14 protein-coding genes and 2 pseudogenes are annotated in these 17,695 nt (G+C 61.8%); 13 read left to right on the top strand and 3 right to left on the bottom strand.

The genetic code is table 11. The annotated features are described in order from the left end of the window. Positions 1 to 110 precede the first annotated feature (110 nt). The 9 genes and pseudogenes from ACWCOO_RS05665 to ACWCOO_RS05705 all read left to right on the top strand — a co-directional run bounded on the left by ACWCOO_RS05665 (position 111) and on the right by ACWCOO_RS05705 (position 10,102). A complete protein-coding gene (locus ACWCOO_RS05665; RefSeq protein ID WP_446830031.1) occupies positions 111 to 1,871 on the top strand; it encodes an acyl-CoA dehydrogenase in 1,761 nt (586 codons plus the stop codon). A gap of 1 nt (position 1,872) precedes the next feature. Continuing rightward, positions 1,873 to 3,015: a trans-sulfuration enzyme family protein gene (locus ACWCOO_RS05670; protein ID WP_446830032.1), complete on the top strand. Its 1,143-nt coding sequence runs from the start codon at positions 1,873 to 1,875 to the stop codon at positions 3,013 to 3,015. 102 nt (positions 3,016 to 3,117) lie between these two features. Beyond that, positions 3,118 to 3,486: pseudogene (locus tag ACWCOO_RS05675) on the top strand (TonB-dependent receptor); the annotation flags it as partial. A gap of 185 nt (positions 3,487 to 3,671) precedes the next feature. Beyond that, a pseudogene (locus tag ACWCOO_RS05680) lies at positions 3,672 to 3,902 on the top strand (hypothetical protein); the annotation flags it as partial. A 250-nt stretch (positions 3,903 to 4,152) separates the two neighbouring features. Continuing rightward, positions 4,153 to 4,866: a 2-keto-4-pentenoate hydratase gene (locus ACWCOO_RS05685; protein ID WP_446830033.1), complete on the top strand. Its 714-nt coding sequence runs from the start codon at positions 4,153 to 4,155 to the stop codon at positions 4,864 to 4,866. Between the two features lie 114 nt (positions 4,867 to 4,980). Beyond that, the gene (locus ACWCOO_RS05690; protein ID WP_446830034.1) at positions 4,981 to 5,718 is read left to right on the top strand and encodes an ABC transporter ATP-binding protein; all 738 of its coding nucleotides are present in this window, start codon (positions 4,981 to 4,983) and stop codon (positions 5,716 to 5,718) included. 16 nt (positions 5,719 to 5,734) lie between these two features. After that, complete coding sequence (locus tag ACWCOO_RS05695; RefSeq protein WP_446830035.1) at positions 5,735 to 7,177, top strand: ABC transporter permease subunit; 1,443 nt, start codon at positions 5,735 to 5,737, stop codon at positions 7,175 to 7,177. After that, positions 7,174 to 8,652, top strand: coding sequence for an ABC transporter permease subunit (locus tag ACWCOO_RS05700; RefSeq protein WP_446830036.1), 1,479 nt, complete (start codon positions 7,174 to 7,176; stop codon positions 8,650 to 8,652). Before ACWCOO_RS05695 ends, ACWCOO_RS05700 begins: the two co-directional genes overlap by 4 nt. 85 nt (positions 8,653 to 8,737) lie before the next feature. Continuing rightward, on the top strand, positions 8,738 to 10,102 hold the full coding sequence (locus ACWCOO_RS05705) for an MFS transporter (protein WP_446830037.1): 1,365 nt from the start codon (positions 8,738 to 8,740) through the stop codon (positions 10,100 to 10,102). A 63-nt stretch (positions 10,103 to 10,165) separates the two neighbouring features. Here the strand turns inward: ACWCOO_RS05705 and ACWCOO_RS05710 are convergent, their stop codons facing one another. Beyond that, a complete protein-coding gene (locus ACWCOO_RS05710; RefSeq protein WP_446830038.1) occupies positions 10,166 to 11,251 on the bottom strand; it encodes an amidohydrolase family protein in 1,086 nt (361 codons plus the stop codon). A gap of 139 nt (positions 11,252 to 11,390) precedes the next feature. Between ACWCOO_RS05710 and ACWCOO_RS05715 the strand changes: the two genes are divergently transcribed. Further along, positions 11,391 to 12,197, top strand: coding sequence for a helix-turn-helix domain-containing protein (locus tag ACWCOO_RS05715; RefSeq protein ID WP_446830039.1), 807 nt, complete (start codon positions 11,391 to 11,393; stop codon positions 12,195 to 12,197). Here ACWCOO_RS05715 and ACWCOO_RS05720 read toward each other — a convergent pair. Both ACWCOO_RS05720 and ACWCOO_RS05725 read right to left on the bottom strand, forming a co-directional pair. Beyond that, positions 12,172 to 13,152, bottom strand: coding sequence for an alpha/beta fold hydrolase (locus ACWCOO_RS05720; protein ID WP_446830040.1), 981 nt, complete (start codon positions 13,150 to 13,152; stop codon positions 12,172 to 12,174). The genes ACWCOO_RS05715 and ACWCOO_RS05720 overlap by 26 nt on opposite strands. 18 nt (positions 13,153 to 13,170) lie before the next feature. Further along, positions 13,171 to 14,136, bottom strand: a complete 966-nt coding sequence (locus tag ACWCOO_RS05725; RefSeq protein ID WP_446830041.1) for an alpha/beta fold hydrolase — start codon at positions 14,134 to 14,136, stop codon at positions 13,171 to 13,173. Between the two features lie 159 nt (positions 14,137 to 14,295). Between ACWCOO_RS05725 and ACWCOO_RS05730 the strand changes: the two genes are divergently transcribed. The 3 genes from ACWCOO_RS05730 to ACWCOO_RS05740 all read left to right on the top strand — a co-directional run bounded on the left by ACWCOO_RS05730 (position 14,296) and on the right by ACWCOO_RS05740 (position 17,577). Beyond that, entirely contained in the window at positions 14,296 to 15,726 is a 1,431-nt protein-coding gene (locus ACWCOO_RS05730) for an FAD-dependent oxidoreductase (protein ID WP_446830042.1), read from the top strand. Positions 15,727 to 15,821: 95 nt separating this feature from the next. After that, entirely contained in the window at positions 15,822 to 16,694 is an 873-nt protein-coding gene (locus ACWCOO_RS05735) for an alpha/beta fold hydrolase (protein WP_446830043.1), read from the top strand. 283 nt (positions 16,695 to 16,977) lie between these two features. Beyond that, positions 16,978 to 17,577 (top strand): hypothetical protein, encoded by a 600-nt coding sequence (locus ACWCOO_RS05740; RefSeq protein ID WP_446830044.1) that lies wholly within the window; start codon positions 16,978 to 16,980, stop codon positions 17,575 to 17,577. Positions 17,578 to 17,695: the final 118 nt, after the last annotated feature.

The following is a 17,695-nucleotide window of genomic DNA, read 5'->3' on the forward strand; positions in this document are numbered from 1 at the left end:
GCGCCGGTAGTTTACATGAACTGTCCGTCATCCGGCATCCTTGAATCCGGCGGAAATTGGGCGGCGCGGGTACAATAACCGGCCCGTTAGCGAGCTCGCGCGGAGGCTCCATGTCCGAATATCGACCACCCGTCGATGAAATGCTTTTCATCCTGGATTCCGTCGCCGGAATGCGTCAGGTTGCGGCGCTTCCGGGGTGCGAAATGGTGAGCGGGGAACTAGCCCGTTCGGTAATCGAGGAAGCGGGCGAGCTGGCGTCCAGCGTGCTGGCGCCTCTGAATGCCGAGGGCGATCGCAGCGGGACAACGGTACGGGACGGACAGGTGCAGGTCCCCGAAGGATTCCGTAAGGCCTACGAGGCCTTTGTCGACGGCGGCTGGGGCAGCATCTCCGCGCCGGAAACGTATGGCGGGCAGGGCTTGCCGCTGGTCCTGTCGATGCCGGTGCAGGAGATGTGGCAGTCCGCCAACCTGGCTTGGTCGCTGTGCCCGCTGCTCAGCCAGGGAGCGCTGCACGCGCTGGAACTGCATGCCAGCGAAGAGCTCCGGCAGCAATTTCTGCCGCGGCTGGTGAGCGGGGAATGGACCGGCACCATGAACCTGACCGAGCCGCAGGCGGGCTCCGACCTGGGGTTGGTGCGCTGCCAGGCCCGGCCCGAAAACGGGCATTACCTGATCAACGGCCAGAAGATATTCATCACTTTCGGCGACCATGACATGACCGGCAATATCCTGCACCTGGTGCTGGCGCGTCTGCCGGACGCTCCTCCCGGGACGCGCGGCCTATCGCTGTTTCTGGTTCCGAAGCGGATTCCGGACGCCGACGGCGTGCCGGGAGCTTCCAATAACGTGCGCCCGGTGTCGGTCGAACACAAGCTGGGGCTGCATGCCAGCCCCACCTGCGTGATGAGCTACGAAGACGCCGTGGGCTACCTGGTGGGCGAAGCAAACCAGGGGCTGCCGCACATGTTCGCGATGATGAATGACGCGCGCGTGTCGGTGGGACTGCAAGGCGTGGCGATATCCGAGCGGGCCTATCAGCAGGCGCTCGATTTCGCTGCCAACAGGATGCAGGGCAAGACGCCGGGCGGCCGGGACACGGTGCCCATCCTGCGGCACCCTGACGTGCGCCGCATGCTGATGGAAATGAAGTCGCAGATCTTCGCCATGCGCGCCCTGACCTACATGGCCGCAATGCATACCGATTTTGCGCGCCGGCATCCGGACCAGGAACAGCGCGCCTTCCACCAGCGCCGGCTGGATTTGCTTACGCCCATCGTGAAGGGCTGGAACTGCGAGCGCGCCATCGAACTGACTTCGCTGGGCATACAGATTCACGGCGGGATGGGTTACGTGGAGGAAACCGGCGCAGCCCAGCACTACCGAGACGCGCGCATCACGACGATCTACGAGGGGACATCCGGCATTCAGGCCAACGACCTGGTGGGCCGCAAGATGATTCGGGATCAGGGCGCAGCGCTTAAGGAATTGTTGCGGGACATCGGCGAAACCTGCAATCGGCTGGGAGCGCTAGCGGGCGAAGATCAGGTGGTGGCCGAGGCGCTGAAGGAGGGGCTTGAGGAGGCCGTTTCGGTTGTCGAATGGTTCTTCGCGGAGCTGGGAGCGCAGCAGGACCTGCCGGGTGCTGCATCTTTCAACCTGATGATGATGCTGGGCTTTCTGTGTGGCGGCTGGGTCCATGCCTGCGCCGCGCTCGGCGCTACCGGCCACGGCGAAGACTCGGCGTCGGAGGCGCGGCGGATATGCGCGCGCTTTTATGCCGAGAACTTCATGCCGGAGGTCGGGTCGCGCGCGCGCCGCATTCGCTCGGGCGCCGCCAACACCATGGCGCTGAGCCCCGAGCAGTTCTGACATGCGGTTCTCGACCAAGCAGATTCACGCCGGCGCCGAACCCGATCCGGCGACCGGGTCGGTACTGCCGCCCATTTACCAATCCACCACGTTTGCCCAGCCTTCGGTGGACGAGTACATGTCGAAGGGCTATTCGTACTCGCGCAGCGGCAATCCCACGGTGAGGGCCCTGGAGAAACGGCTTGCCGGACTGGAAGACGGAGACGATTGCACCTGTTACGCAACCGGCATGGCGGCCGTAAGCGCGGTGCTGCACGCTTTCATGAACGCCGGCGATCATGCCTTGGTATCCCAAGTCGCCTACGGCGGCACGTACCGCGTGTGTACGCAGGTTTTTGCCCGTTTCGGGGCCCGCTTCACGTTTGTGGACACGGCCGACCCGGATGCGGTGCGCGCCGCAATCACGCCGGAAACCCGGCTACTGCTCACCGAAACGCCGGCCAATCCCACTCTCGCGCTCAGCGACATTGCAGCGCTTTCCGAAATCGCGCGCGATAACGGCCTGGTGCATGTGGTGGACAACACCTTTCTTTCGCCCTACTACCAGCAGCCGCTGGCGCTGGGCGCCGACATTGCGCTGCACAGCACCACCAAGTACCTCGACGGGCATAACGCAACGGTTGGTGGCGCCGTGGTCGCGGCGACCGCCGAACTCGACGAAAAGTTGCGATTCGTGCAGAACGCCACTGGCAGCATCATGTCGCCGATGGTCGCTTGGCTGACGCTGCAGGGCGTCAAGACGCTGTCCGTACGCATGGACAGGCAGTCGGCCAGCGCCATGGCCATCGCCCGGTATTTGAGCGAACACCCGGCAGTGGCTGAAGTCTGCTACCCGGGGTTGGATTCCTTCTCCCAGCATGTCTTGGCCAAGCGGCAGGCTACAGGTTTCGGCGCCATGCTCTGGTGCGAGTTGAAGGGCGGTCTCAAGGCCGGCAAGGACCTGATGGATCGCGTGCAGCTATGGACGCTGGCGGAAAACCTCGGGGCTGTTGAGTCGCTGATTACGCACCCGGTCACCATGACCCACGCGGATGTCGACCCCGAAGAGCGGCGGCGGGTGGGCCTGCGCGACGGATTGGTACGCCTGTCGGTTGGGCTGGAAGACCCCGAGGATCTGATCGCAGCGCTGGCCGCCGCCCTGTAGAAAAGCTTAAACGCTGACCGGTGTTTCGGGCGCCGTGCGGGGCACATACCAGCCCGCACAAGTGGTCATACCAATATAAATTTCCAATCCTGGGCTAAACGCATCGCGGCTATCCGAGTGCAGGGCGAGAACAACAGTCTTTCCACCGATGGTACTTTTGCACCCCGGATATCCGGCACCTGGGGCGACAACTGGACCACCGACGCCGGAACTTTCGGTGTCGTTGTCAGCGGAAGTTTTACCGAGCAGGGCGTGACCGCGTTTCGCCCTCGCACCGACCGCGATAACAGCGTCGCGGCGGGCAGTGGCGCTGCAAGCGCGCAATCGTTCAATTTTCTGCCAATTCAGTTTCTTAACCAGGACTATGACAATTTCGAGTATGAAACCAGTAACTTCGCCGGGTCGCTCGAGTGGGCGCCGAATGATGATTTGACCATATATCTGGATACGGTCATCAACGATCAGGAGCGGGGGTAGTTTGTTTGGGGATCTCCTCACGCCAGGTCCCGACAATTTTGACGAGGCAGATGGCAGGGCGCTGTTTATTGGTGATTTTCTTCTTATTAACCCCGAACTAGTAGCTTCCGACCCGGACGGCGTACTGGCCACGCTGAATGCTGCCATTGCCGCCCACGGAGGTTCGCGATCGATCAACTTTCGGCAGTACTTCCAGCTTCCCCTGGGGCTTCCCGGTGGTTCAGGAGGATAGAGGACAGCTCAACGCGAGCATCGGTTACGATGTGAACGATAAGCTGAACATTGGAATTGAAGCGGTCAATCTCACCGAGTCGGATGTCAGGCAATCTTGCGTCAACGGAGGCGCTCTTGTGTGCTTCCAAGGTCTTACCGATCGCCGCATTATTGTTGGCGCCAGCTACCGGTTTTAGAAAGCGGCAGCGACACGCCGAGAAAAACAGGGCGCCGATGTCGAACATTGGCGCCCTGTTTTGTGCTATCGAATGATGCTTGGCGAAATCCTGAATGTCACTTTTTCCAGAATCGGAGAATAAAGTGGCGATATCGCGCCCCGCCGAAATGCAAGACTCATTGCCCGGACCTGACGAAGCGATTTCCAGGCGCCTTGTCGAAGCGCGATTGAGCGCGGAACCGTTGGCAGACTTCCCCGGCCGCTTGCCAATGACTCTCAAGCAGGCGTACGCCATTCAGTCGGCGTCGATCAGCCGATGGCCCGACGAGGTCGCTGCATGGAAGGTCGCAAGGTTGTCGTCAGCCGATCGGAAGCGCTTTTCGGCAGAACGGCTAGCCGGGCCGGCATTCAAGTCGTTGATTCGGGCTGTCGAGCCTGGTTCGAGCGAGGTGATGGCCATTTACAAGGGTGGGTTCGCCGCCATAGAAGCCGAGTACGCCCTGGAGTTGGGCGTCACGGTGCCGCCTTCGGGCAAGGACTACTCCGACGAAGAATTGGCCGATCTCGTTCGCGCGGTGTACGGCGCGGCGGAGATCGCCAGCAGCCCCTTGGCCCGGGTGAGCCAACTTGGCGCGATGTCTGTGATATCGGATTTTGGTGCTAACGCCGGCCTCGTCGTTGGTCCTCGTATATTCGGCTGGCGCTCCCTTGACCCGGGTGCTCTATCCGTCAGCGTGGCCGTGGACGATGTCGGAGTCGGCGAAGCATCTCCCGGAGCAATCGCAGGAGATCCGTTGCAGGCATTGCGATTCCTGATTGGCCTCAGTGCCAGCCGAGGCATCGCGCTACCCGAAGGCGCGTTGATTTCGACCGGTGCGCTCACCGGCGTTCACGAGGTGCAGTTGTCCTCAACCGTGCGCGTGGATTTCGGTGCGTTCGGCTGCTTCGATGTGAGGTTTGAGCCAGCAGCACCGAAGCGATAGCCCTCATCGCCGCGACTATCCGGTCAGCGCGGCCTTGATGATCAGGACAGTATGCAGTGAAGCGGGGCGAACGGCGTACGCTCTATAATCGAATGCGCGTGGGGAGATGACGCTTTGCTGCAAGCAACGAATCTTAGTAAACGTTACGGTGAAACCGAAGCCCTGAAAGGGCTGGATCTCAGCGTCGAGGGCGGCGATATCTATTGCCTGCTGGGCGCCAACGGCGCCGGCAAGACCACCACGATCAGCCTGTTTCTCAACTTCATTCAGCCCGACGGCGGCACCGCCACGGTGGGTGGTCTGGACGTAACCGAGCAGCCGCTCGAAACCAAGCGGCTGCTGGCCTACATTCCCGAACAGGTGATGCTGTACGGCAACCTGACCGCGCTGGAGAACCTGAGCTATTTTTCGCAGTTGGGCGGACATAGCTATTCGCCGGAAGAGTATCGCGGCTTTCTTGATCGCGTAGGGCTGCAGCCGGAGGCCATGGAGCGGCGTGTCAAGACCTATTCGAAGGGCATGCGGCAAAAGGTCGGTGTGGCCATAGCGCTGGCCAAAAAGGCGCGCGCGTTGTTGCTGGACGAACCGACCGCTGGTCTCGACCCCAAGGCCAGCAACGAGTTTTCGGAACTACTGCTGAAGCTGAAGACGGATGACGCCGCCATCCTGATGGCCACGCACGATCTTTTCCGGGCCAAGGAAACCGGCACCCGCATAGGCATCATGAAGGAAGGCCGCCTGGTTGATGAACTGAGCACGGACGAGGTGTCGCATGCCGATGTGGAGCAGATTTATCTCCAGCACATGCACGCCGGCGGACACTATGCGCAGGAGCAACCAAATTCGGCCTGATCGAGAGGTATTGCCAATGATCGCAGCCATAGCACGCAAGGAATTTTCGGAAATCGCGCGCGACGGACGGTTCAAGTGGACCGCCGGCATTATGGCGCTGCTGTTGCTGACGGCGCTCGCCGCGGGCTTTCAGAAATACAGCGCTTACATGGAAGTCCAGCGGCTGGCGCAGGATCAGACCAATGCCCAATGGCTCAACCAGGGCGACAAGAACCCGCATGCCGGCGCACACTACGGCAACTACGCCTTCAAGCCGGCGGGTCCGCTGGCTTTCTTCGATAACGGCATCAACAACTACGCCGGCACGGCCCTGTTCATGGAGGCGCACAAGCAGAACTTCGCCATCGGCCGACCAGCCACCGATCAGAGTTCCATCAGCCGATTCGGCGATTTGAGCGGCGCCATGATTCTGCAGCTTCTGATGCCGCTGCTGATCATCTTTCTCGGCTTTACCGCGTTCTCCGCCGAGCGCGAGAGTGGCACGCTGCGCCAGGTCATGAGTATGGGCGTCAGCAGCAGGCAGCTACTGTGGGGCAAGGCGCTGGGGATCGGTGGCGTGGTGCTGCTCACGGTCGGTGTTTGCGCGCTGGTCGGCGGACTGGCGCTATCGCTTGCCGACTTGTCGCTGGACAGCGAGGCGCTGGTCACGCGCGTGGCGCTGCTGGCGCTGTCCTATACGCTGTATGCCGCCATCTTCCTGTTTCTCACACTGGCCGTCTCCGCCCGCGCAAAGAACGCGCGCACTGCGCTCATGATCCTGGTGGGATTCTGGGTCTTCGCGGGATTCCTCGCGCCCAAGGCCGCGGTGGAAATTTCCAAGGCCGCGCATCCGACCCCGGCCTTCGGCAAGTGGATGGCCGACATGCGTTCGCACCAGGCGCGCGGCATCGACGGCGTACCGCCTTTCCTGCGCTTCCAGCAGGAATCGGAAGCAATATTCGCCGAGTACGGCGCAGAATCGGTGGCCGAACTTCCCGTATATGTCGGCGCCTTGCGGCTGCAGAAATTCGAGGAATACGATTTCCCCGTATTCGAGCTGCATTACGGCCGGCTGCGTGACGCATACACGGAGCAGCGGCGCTTGCAGGACCGGATCGGAATCGTGGCGCCCACGCTGCCGCTGCGTTCGCTTTCGATGGCGCTGTCGGGCACCGACTTGATCCGGCACATCGAATTCGCCGATGCGGCCGAAGCCCACCGCCGCGAGATGGTGCTGAAGGTGAACAACTACCTGGCCGATGCGGCGGCGAGCTTCAACAGCGGCGCCGGCGGTAACGTCCTGATCGCCGACGAGGCGGTATTCGCGATCGTGCCGCCGTTCCGGTTCGAATCGCGGGGGTTGCGCGAAACGCTGGCCGAGCATGCCGGCAATTTCCTGGCGCTGGCACTATGGCTGGCGGCGGCGTTGGGACTGGCGCTGTGGGCCGTGAGCCGCATACGGGTGGAGGATAAAGGATGAAACGCATCATCATTTCGCATGAAACCGGACAACTGTTTCGGTCTGGCGCCTTCCGCGGCCTGCTGTTGCTGGTTGCCGGTGCAATTGTGTTCGCTGCCTGGGCCGGCCAGCGGTCCATTGAGCGTCAGGTCGAAGGCGCCGCCGCGGCGACCGCGTTCGAAGAAGCTCGGCGCGCGAAAATGCGGGCGGATACCGAGGAATACCAGGCGCGGGTAGCGGCAGAAGGCGGCGAATACGAGTTCGCTTCGGCGCGGCATGGCGCGGGGGCAGGACCGCCGCAGGGCACCAATGCCGGAGTGGTCGGTTCGACGACCGCCAAGTACCTCAGGCTGCCGCCCACCGGGCTGGCCGCGTTTGCCATCGGTCAAAGCGATATACAGCTCAGCTATGTGCCGGTGTCGATGAATCCCACCATGGACATGACCAAGGAAAACGAGCTCGAAAACCCGATCAACCTCATGACCGGCTCGTTCGATATCGCCTTCGCAGTGATCTTCCTGTTGCCGATATTCATTCTTGCCATCAGCTACGACCTGCTTTCGCGCGAGAAGGAAAGGGGTACGCTGGCGATGATCCTCGCGCACCCGGTATCGCTCAAGGAACTGATGGCTTCCAAGATCATCGCTCGCGCCGGGATCCTGCTTGCGGGCTTACTGGTGCTCGGTCTGCTTGCGCTGTTGGGGGTGGGCACAAATCTGGGTTCGGCGGAAACCTGGGCGCGTTTCGGGCTGTGGATGGGCGCCACGCTCCTGTATGCGCTGTTCTGGTTCGCCATGGCCGTGCTGGTGAATGTGTATGGCAAGAACTCGGCATCCAATGGCATCGCCCTGGCCGGCGCATGGCTGGCGTTGGTGGTGGTTGTGCCCACGCTGGTGAGCATGCTGGCCACGACCTTGTATCCGGCCCCGTCGCGCATGGAATTGACCGTCGCGGCGCGCGAGGCGCAGACCGAGGCCGAAAAGGCCTACATGGCACGTCTTAGCGAGTATTACTACGACCACCTCGAGTTCGTTCCAGAGGGCGACGAACGGGCGATGGATTTCCTGACTGTGGCGATGTCCAACCGCAACGCAATCGAAAAAGCCGTTCGACCGCTCTACGACGAATTCCAATCGCAACTGAACAAGCAGGAAAGCTTGGTCCAGCGCTTCCAGTTCATATCTCCCGCGATCATGATGCAGTTGGCGCTGAACGAGATTTCCGGGACCAGCGCGGACCGTTTCGAACACTTTCTGAATCAGGCCTACGACTTCCGGGCGGAATGGAGCGAGTTCTTCACGGTCAAGTTTCTTCAGCGCGCGCCGCTGACGCCCGAGGATTACGACCAGTTCCCGGTTTTCGAGTATCGTGAGGAGCCTTTCGGCACGCTGCTGTTGCGCCTTGTGCCGTCCTTCCTGGGTATGCTGACCCTGCTTACCGGCGCGATTCTCATTCCTTTCCTGCGCTTGCGCCGCTACCAGGTCGCCACCTCGTAAGCTGCCGTAAGCGGCGGCCGGGTGCGCTGTACGCGAAGGGCTGTTCGTTCCCGAGCAGCGGGCTTCGACGAGCGCTCTGAATCGCATGGCTAACGACCACAACACCGGGCGCTTGCCCCTATTTCTCAAGGCGAGTTGGGGTGTCGGAGGTTTGGGTGGGACCTCCATGCTCTACCTCATCAACATGTTCGTCGTTTACTTCCTCGTGCGCCACGTGGGGATATCCGCTGCTGTCGCCGGCGTATTGTTTGCAATCACGCGCATCTACGACGCCGTAATCGATCCCTTGATCGGCAATTGGAGCGATCGCTCCCAAACGCGCTGGGGGCGGCGCAGGCCCTGGATGCTGGCGGGCGCTCTCATCGCGTCGATCGCCTGCGTTGCCGTTTTCCATCCGCCGGATCTTGCGCCGGGCTTGCTGCTGTACGGGTGCGTGCTTCTGGCCCTGCTTGCCTACACCACGGGTTACTCGCTGTTTGCAATCCCGTACATGGCGCAGGGCGCGGAAATGACCAACGACTACCAGGAACGTGCTTCGCTGATGGCTTGGCGGACTTTCTTCGTGTATGGGTCTGGGCTCATGACGGTTTCCGGCGCCGCATGGCTTGTGGCATTCCTGGGTAGCGACAGGGCGGCCTATGGCGGCATGTCGCTGGCGGCGGCGGTGGTCATAGCTGCGACCATGCTCTGGGTGGTTGCGTTCACCGGCCGCGCTGCAAAGGGAGCGGAGACGGCTCGCAAGCCGCCGCTTTTTGCCTCTTTGCTGGGAACACTGCGCAACAGGCCGTTTTTGATCATCCTGGGCACCAAGATACTCGGACAGTTGGGGACCGCATTTTCGGGGGCGTCCATGCTGTTTTTCATTACCTACGTTATGCATCGAGACGAAAAGGCAATTGCGTTGTTCAGCCTGACTGCCAACATTGTCGGGATTGCTTCCGTGCCGCTGTGGAATCGGCTACTTGGATTCCTTGAGCGGCGAACTTTGCTTCTCGCTCTGCTGACTGTCAGTGCGCTCGTGCATCTCACATGGATGCTGGGTGGACCAGCCGAAAATCAGGTTGTGTTTGTGGTCCGCGCTTTTGCGCTGGGTGCTCTGGGCAGCGGCTCCGTGCTGCTGGCCATGGCCATGTTGGCGGATACCATCGAATTGGATCGCCTGGGCAGCGGCGAACGCCGCGAAGGCTCGTTCGTGGGCGCTTTCGAGCTCATGCAGACTACGGCTTTCATCGCTGCCCCGCTGGTTGCGGGACTTGCATTTTCTCTGGCCGGTCTGGAGTCGGGCGAGGTGGATAGGAGCGAGCAGCCGGAATCGGCCATAATGATGATCCGCATCTTCATGGGAATCGCGCCGGCCGTGTGTGTAGGGCTGGCCGCAGCGTTGCTGACCTTGTACCGGCTGGATGCGGCGAGGCTTGGCGCGTTACGGGCGCGGGCCGCGTCGGCTTGAAGCTGCGGCTTATTGACCGCCCTGAAAGCCATGAAAGCTCGGTATCGGGCGAGATGTCCGGGGCTAGCTGCGAAAAAGACCCAGAGCGTTGGCGGAGACCAACTTGTTCCGGGTTTCGGCATCCAAATCGCCGCGTGCGGCAAGTGCTTCCTGGTACATGATCGTGTCGCCGATGTCGCCGGGGTGGCCGTAGTCGCTTGACGCCATGAGTCGTTCGTCGCCGAGGTAGCGCATGATGTGCGGCAAGTCCTCATGAACTTCACAGGTGAAGAAAAAATTGTGTTGCGCAAGTTTTTCCTGCACAAACTCCATCAGCTCCCGCGGACGTAAACGGACATGCAGCGCAGTCTGCACTGCCGCGGCAACCCAGGTGCAGCCCGACTCGAAAAAACCAAAGCGCAAGCTCGGAAACTTTGTGGGCAGTTTGCTGTTGAGTATCACCGAGAGAGCCAGATAGTTTGGGGAATCGGAAATGAACCGATTGAAACCGGCCCCATCACGGCCCTGGATGGATTCGAACGCCGGGCTGCCATGGCCGATATGTATGCAAATAGGCATGTCGAGATCGGCGGCTGCGGAATAAACCGGGTCGAAATCGGAGTGATCCAAGAACTTGTCGCCTTCCAATCCTCGAAACAGGACGCCGACGGCTCCTTGTTTCCGGAAGGCGCGCATGTCCTTGACCGTTTCTTCGGGATTCTTGAGGGAGGGCACGAATATCCACCGTAGCCGCCCATCGGACTCACTGCAGCGATCGGCAATCCATCGGTTGTAGGCGCGCGTAAGCGCCAGTTCTGCGCGCGGCCGCGCGCAGCGAATGTTGAGAAACAGGCTCGAAAACACGACTTGGGTATCGACTTGCTGACGGTCCATGTCGGCGAGCCGGGCCGGTACGTCATCTAGCGTAATTGCGTATGCCGTGAATTCACCGTTCGAGTGCTTGGCGATAAATTCAGGATCGTGCTTGCCGTAGAGGAAATCGTCGATTACCCAGAAATCCCGGGTCGCACTACCGGCGAAATGGGCGTGGATGGGCGCACCCAACTCCTTGTGCAAGATCGCGGGCCGGAACTCCTCGTCGCGGCTCGGTAACAGATCCCAAACCGAGGAGGGCTCCACGACATGGGTGTCCGCATCAATGACAGGCATGGGTGCCTCCCGGTTCGAAATGGCGTTTCTCGGCAAGTTTCTACGCAAAAGGGCATCGGAATCAACAGAAACGAAGCGCCGAAGGACTCGGCCTGGGCTGCTACACTCTCGCTGCTTGTCGTAGCGGTTTTGGGTTGTTATGGAGGAGCGCTCCAGGTCTGTCGGCAGAGTTATTGCGATACTGGATCAGTTGAGTGTGTCGCCTTTGCCCATGTCGAACCTAGAGTTGGCGACCGCGCTGGACGTGCCCGTGTCCAGCATGCATCGGCTGTTGCGCAAGCTCACTACGCTCGGGTTCGTTAATTTCGATGTAGATACGGCCTGCTATTCCGTGGCGCCCCGGCTGTGCGAGCTTGGTGTGCGATTGGCGGAAGCGGGCGGTTATTCGCAGCCGTTACGGGACATGATGGGCGAGATACGCGACAAGACCGGGTATACGGTGAGCGTTTGGGTGCCCAGCGGGGCCCACGTGCGGATATCTGCGTTGCTCGTGGGCAAGACGCGCGGCCTTACATCCAGGCTGCCAGGGGAACTTGCCGACCCGTTTTCGACGCCGGGTTTGGCCATCGCGCCACAATACAGCGACGAGGAACTCCGAAAACTGGCTGCGATGGCCCGCCGTCACAAAGTTCCGCTAGGCTGGGGATTCAGTCGCATTGACCAGATAAGAAGCGCCGTGAAGCAGGTCGCGAAACGCGGCTACCTGGTGCGCTTCAACGTGCGGGGCGACGGTTGGGGTATGGCTGCCTGGCCAATTCCCGTCACCATGGACCCGCCTCGACCGGGTTGCCTCGCCGTGGGCGCGCTGGTGCCGGAACTGCGTCGGCGGCAGGATTACGTGGTTAATCTCGTGAGCGGTTTGCGCGAGACCTACATGAGGAAGATAGGCACGCCGAAGCGAGCGGCGCCGCCAGTCGGGGCTAATCGCCCAGGAATCGCCTGGTGAGCTCCGCAACCTCTTCGGGCGCTTCAAGCGGCGGGTAATGGTTAACGTCCTCCAGTTTGGCTATTTGAACATCCGCCGAATCGAGTCGGGCGGCGAGCAATTCAAGGGTTGCCGGCGGGAGTACCGGATCAAGCATGCCCCAGATAAGCAGCGTGGGCGCCTGTACAGCACTCAGGAAGCGCCGCACCTCGCGGTCATCTCGCATAATCGCCGTCATGCTGGTGTATTCGGATGCGCCCGTGCGGCGATTGAGATCGTAATATTCGGTTACGAGCGCATCCGTAACGCGCTGTCGACGCTCGAAGTAGGAAAGCAGAAAATCCCGCCAGCAGGTTCGGGAAAAAGGCCTGGCGTTGCGGATGCAGACGCCCATCGACCAGCGCAGCTTCAGCGGTAGTCGCGCCCGCGCGCCCGCATTATCAACCGGCGCCGATGGCGGAATGTTCGACAATATGAGCGCTCGTACACGCTGCGGATACGTGGCAGCGAACCGGTAAGCAATAATGCCTCCGCTTGAGGTGCCTAGCAGGGCGACCGACCCCACACCCAGGCGGTCGAGAAATTCGCGCAGGAACGCCTCCGAGGTGAGAGAAAAGTCCGGCGGCACGGTGCCCGACAAGCCCGCAGGCGGCTGATCGTAGCGGATAACCCGAAAACCCGCGCCCAGCGCGCGAGCCATGTCGTCAAACATCCGTAGACTGCCGAAGGAACCGTGCACCAGCACGAGCGCCGGACCGCTGCCTTCGTCGCGATAGTTGACGCTTACGCCGGCAATGTCGATCCTGCGCGCATCGCCGCCGTATTTCGTTTGAACTTCCGCCAAGCTTATCGGCGGCGCGCTGCGCCGGTCCGCCAGGTACTTCCCGCCCGCTGCCAGTCCGACCACCACGGAGGCGGCCACGAGCGACCAGAGAATACGCTTGCGCACCGTGTTCTTCAGCCCGCTTCCGGGCATAAGGCGGATGGTGCCCGCCTAGCCCTCGCTGGGCGTGGCAGCCTCAAGGTAAGTGGCGACGATCTGCGCGAACCTGACCGGTGATTCCAGCGGCGGGTAATGGCCCACGTCCGGCATGAACACAATCGAGACTTGTGTGTTCTCCAGATAGCTGGCCAGCGTCCCCGCTGCGGCGGGAATCAGCAGCGCGTCTCGGCCACCCCAGATCAGCAGCGCCGGCGCCTGTACGCTGGCCATTGCTTTCCTTGCCTTGGCATGATCGGCCACCAGTCCGATCATGGCGATCGGGTTGGGTTCCTTGACCCGCCGATTGAAATCGAAATATTCGCGGCGCGTCTGCTCGGAAATGCGCCGCGGGTCGCCACTATAGAAGTCCAGGAACAGGTTGATGAAATTCTCCGACTCGAATCCCGTCTCCACGAATTCCTCCAGCGCCGCCTTGAAGTCGGGTGGGTGGACAACGTGATCGGTTGTGACCGGGTCCGATGGAGAGTTGGACATGATCAGCCGATTTACCCGCTGCGGGTAGGTGGCAGCGAGGTACATGCAAGTAGTGCCGCCGCTGGATACGCCCACGCAAGTTACCTCGTCAACCCCCACGTGATCGAGCAGGCCCGCGGCCAGGTCCGCCGGTTGCATGCGCTCGACGGCCGCATCGGACACCGGCCCGGACAAGCCATTGGGCGGCAGGTCATATCGAATTACGCGATAGCGGTCCAGAAGTTCCGGCGCAACGCGGTCCCAGGTGCGCAGCGTGCTCCGCGAGCCGTGGAGCATCAGAATGGCCGGGCCTTCGCCTTCGTCCTTGTAATAGACATCGACGCCGCCGATGCGCGCAATCTGCCCATCCGGATCGGCATACTTTTGCCGCAACGATTCAAGCGTCAGACGCTGATCGGCGTATGCGTCCGCAAAGGCGGGAAGGGGAGCAGTGAGCGCCGCAAGCACTAGCAGCGCTGTCGCGAGTAAGAGGTTTCGGTTCATAGCGAAGCCTTTCGGTTAAGCAGCCTGCGGACGGCCCGCCGGTTGGCCTACATGGGCCACCCGCAAGGCGGCGGCTTGGCCCGGCACTGCCGCAAACTCAAAAAGTATATGCCAGAATGGGGCTTCATCTGCGAAGTGGCTCGGCTCGGGAATAGACGCATGGACATGGATTTGAATACCGAACAATGGGACATGATCGTGGTCGGCGCCGGCACCGCGGGGTTGCCGGCGGCAACCACGGCGGCGCAACGCGGCGGGCGGGTGCTGCTGGTCGAAGCGGCGGACAAGGTGGGCGGAACGCTATTCTTGAGTTCCGGGCAGATGAGCGCGGCTGGTACTCGCCTGCAGTCCGAGAAAGGCATTGAGGATTCGCCCGAACGGCACCTGGAGGAAGCAATTCGCATCAGCCGGGGCACGATTGATCCGACTCTCGCCAAGCTCACAATTTTCAACGCCGCAGAGGCCTTCGACTGGCTGATGGAACGCGGTTTCGACGTGCAGGACCAATGCCCGTCCGTTGAAAGCGCCCACGAGAGTTACGAAGTGGCGCGCTATTACTGGGGGAACGACTTCGGACGCTCGGTGCTGGACGTGCTGGAACCGGCAATGCGCGAGCAGGAAGAGCGCGGGGGCATCAAGGTCCTGACCCGCACGCGGGCGATTGGTCTGCAGCAGGATCGCGCGGGCGCCGTGACCGGCGTCGAACTTGTCAATGGAAACGGCGGGGAATTCTCGGCTGCCGGCAAGAACGTGGTGCTGACAAGTGGCGGTTACGCAGCCAATCCGGTGATGTTCCGGCGCTTGTGCGGCTACAGGATGTACGTAAACGGCGCCTACGAGTTCGCGCAAGGCGACGGCTACGATCTCGCAGTGGCGGCGGGCGGCTACCTGCGCGGGCGCGAGAAGTATCTATCGAACTTCGGCTGGCTGCTGGACGATGGTCCGTTCCCCAAGAAGGCCATCGGCCGCGCCAATACCTACCCGGAATCGCGTCTGCCTTGGGAGATATACGTGAATGCCGAAGGGCGGCGTTTTATCCGCGAAGACGAACCGAGCGTCGATGTGCGAGAGCATGCGCTGCTCGAGCAACCGGAATTGCGCTATTGGATCGTGTTTGACGATGCCATCTTCCGGCAGGCGTCGCCCATCGTATTTGACTGGTCCCGCGAGCAGATGGCGGAGTCGTTCAATACCCGCGAGACGTTCCGCAAGGCCGACAGCCTCGAAGCGCTGGCCGAAGACATCGGGGTGCCGGGTGAGGCACTCGCGGACACCGTGGCGGAATTCAATGCGGCAGTCGCAAGCGGCAAGGACGCCCTGGGCCGCCAGCACATGCCGTCCGCGATCCAGGAGCCGCCGTTCTACGCGATCCGCCAGCAGGGCGGTTCGCTGAGCTCGACCGTGGGCGTTGCGGTGAACGAGAAGCTTCAGGTTATCCGCCCCGATGGTGGCGTCATCCCAGGCTTGTACGCCGCCGGTGAAATCCTGGGTTCCGGACAGCTTCAGGGCAATGCGTTCGTGGGCGGGATGATGGTGATGCCGTGCATTGTTTTCGGCCGCTTGCTTGGGCAGCGGCTGGTGGAATTCTGATGCGGCGCAGGACAGTTGTCGGTGGCTTGATCGGCGCCGCGGTCGTAGCGCGCGCAGAGTCGATACAGGCCGCAGTTACGAGGGGAGAAGCAAACATGAATACCGGTGCGAGGCCCTACGCGGGCATGGGAGAGGAATGGATAGGGGCTGCGGCTCTGGCGGGCGGCAAAGGCTATGCGCAATGCCGGCTTGGAGGGCTGCATTATCGGCGGTTGGGCGCGGCAGGCGATGGCAGGAGCAAACCGGCCATTGTGTTGCTGCACCAAACGCCATTCGGCCTTGCGGAATGGATCGATATACAACCCCTGGTGGCTGCGCTGGGACATGACACGATTGCGCCCGACAACCCAGGCTACGGGATGTCGGATCCGCCGCCCGAATCGGTGACCATAGCCGATCTCGCTGATAATCTTGCCGATCTTCTTGATGAACTGAACCTTCGGCAGGTTGCCGTGGCCGGGCATCACACGGGCGCTGCGATCGCCGCAGCCTTCGCGGCGCGCCACCCCGATCGGACCGTTTGCGCCGTGCTGCATGGCTGTCCGGTCTATAACGAAGCCGAGCGCGAAGCGCGTCTGAGCCAGCGCCCACCGCGGGTTCCGCCGCGGGCGGACGGTTCGCACTTCACCGATATTTTTACCGCGGTATACGCGAACAACGCAGTGCCGAATGCGCTTTCCACAGCCACCTGGGCCACACTAGGCGTCTTCCTTTCCGGATTCGATACACCCACCTACCGCGCTGTGTTTGCAAACGACATGGCCGCGGACATTGAGAAGATTGAGGCACCGGTTCGAGTCCTGACGGACGTCGGCGATCGCCTGCACGAGCAGGATCGCTGGGTGGCTTCCCGGCGGCAGAACTTCAGCCTGGAACAGTTCTCCGCCGGCGGCTCCTTCTCGCTGATGCTGGAACCAGAGCGGTGGGCCAAAAGCGTTGCTGCGTTCGTCGCGGAGGCTGCGGGCTGACCGAGATTGTTTCCGCCTATACGCCGCGTATGGATATTTTCTGGTATTGTGCGACCGATATCGGGAGGTTTTCTTGTCTGCGCAACCAATAAAACCAAGTACTTGGGCGCTTGCCGCCGCTTTGCTTGTGGCGCTGGCAGTGGTGTTTTGGTTTGGCGCAAACCGCGACCAAGACGAAGCGGGATCGCCGGGAACGGAAGCTGCGCCTGTTTCTGCGCAAGACTTGCCGCCGCCTGCGCTGCCGCCGTCCCCCGCGAATCCGGTTCGCCCGCAGGTCCCGACGGTGGGGAACGGTGCGGAAGGCCCGGTAGCGTTTGCACCGGAGCTTCGGGAGTCAAGCACCCCAGCCCCGGGCGGCGACTGGAATCCCGACCCCGGTACGTTTGCGGCTTGGATGCCGGTAAGTCCGGATCGAGCCGACCCAGCGCGTGTGCCTTCGCACGGCTCGGATATCGAAGACGCCGTGCTGGTCGCCCTGCCGCAGGACATGTGGTCTTGGGATGTGGGGACGCAGTTGTATCTGCCGGTGCCGAGGCTGGATACCGCCTACCGTCCGCGCATTGAGCGAGTGGAGTCGTTGCTTGCGGGCACACGCACCTACGTTGGCCCGCTTTCGGACGACTTCCCGCTGTCGGTGGTGATCACGGTGGGCGAAGGCAGCGTGTTCGCCAATTTCAGCACCCCGACCGGAGGCTACGAGTTGGCCGGCAACACCGACTATGCATGGCTGATGCCGATGGAGAATATGGACTTGCACGTGGACTATAGCAAGCCGGACTACATCATCCCCGGCTACACCTTTCCCGGGGAGGACGAGCCTTTTCGCGGCGATTCCGAGACACATTCGCAACGTTCGGATAACTTGGAGGACGACGGGTCCTGACTCGAAGGGGCTCGGCGGTGGCGATGGTCCAAGCACGCCGCATTACTCACCCGACGCGCACAGCCCTCCTTGCGTTGCTCGCGGCGTTTGGATGGAACGCGCCGCTGTACGCAGAATT

Source organism: Candidatus Foliamicus sp. (assembly GCF_965221325.1).
In the GTDB taxonomy this organism is placed as follows: Bacteria; Pseudomonadota; Gammaproteobacteria; order Steroidobacterales; family Foliamicaceae; genus Foliamicus.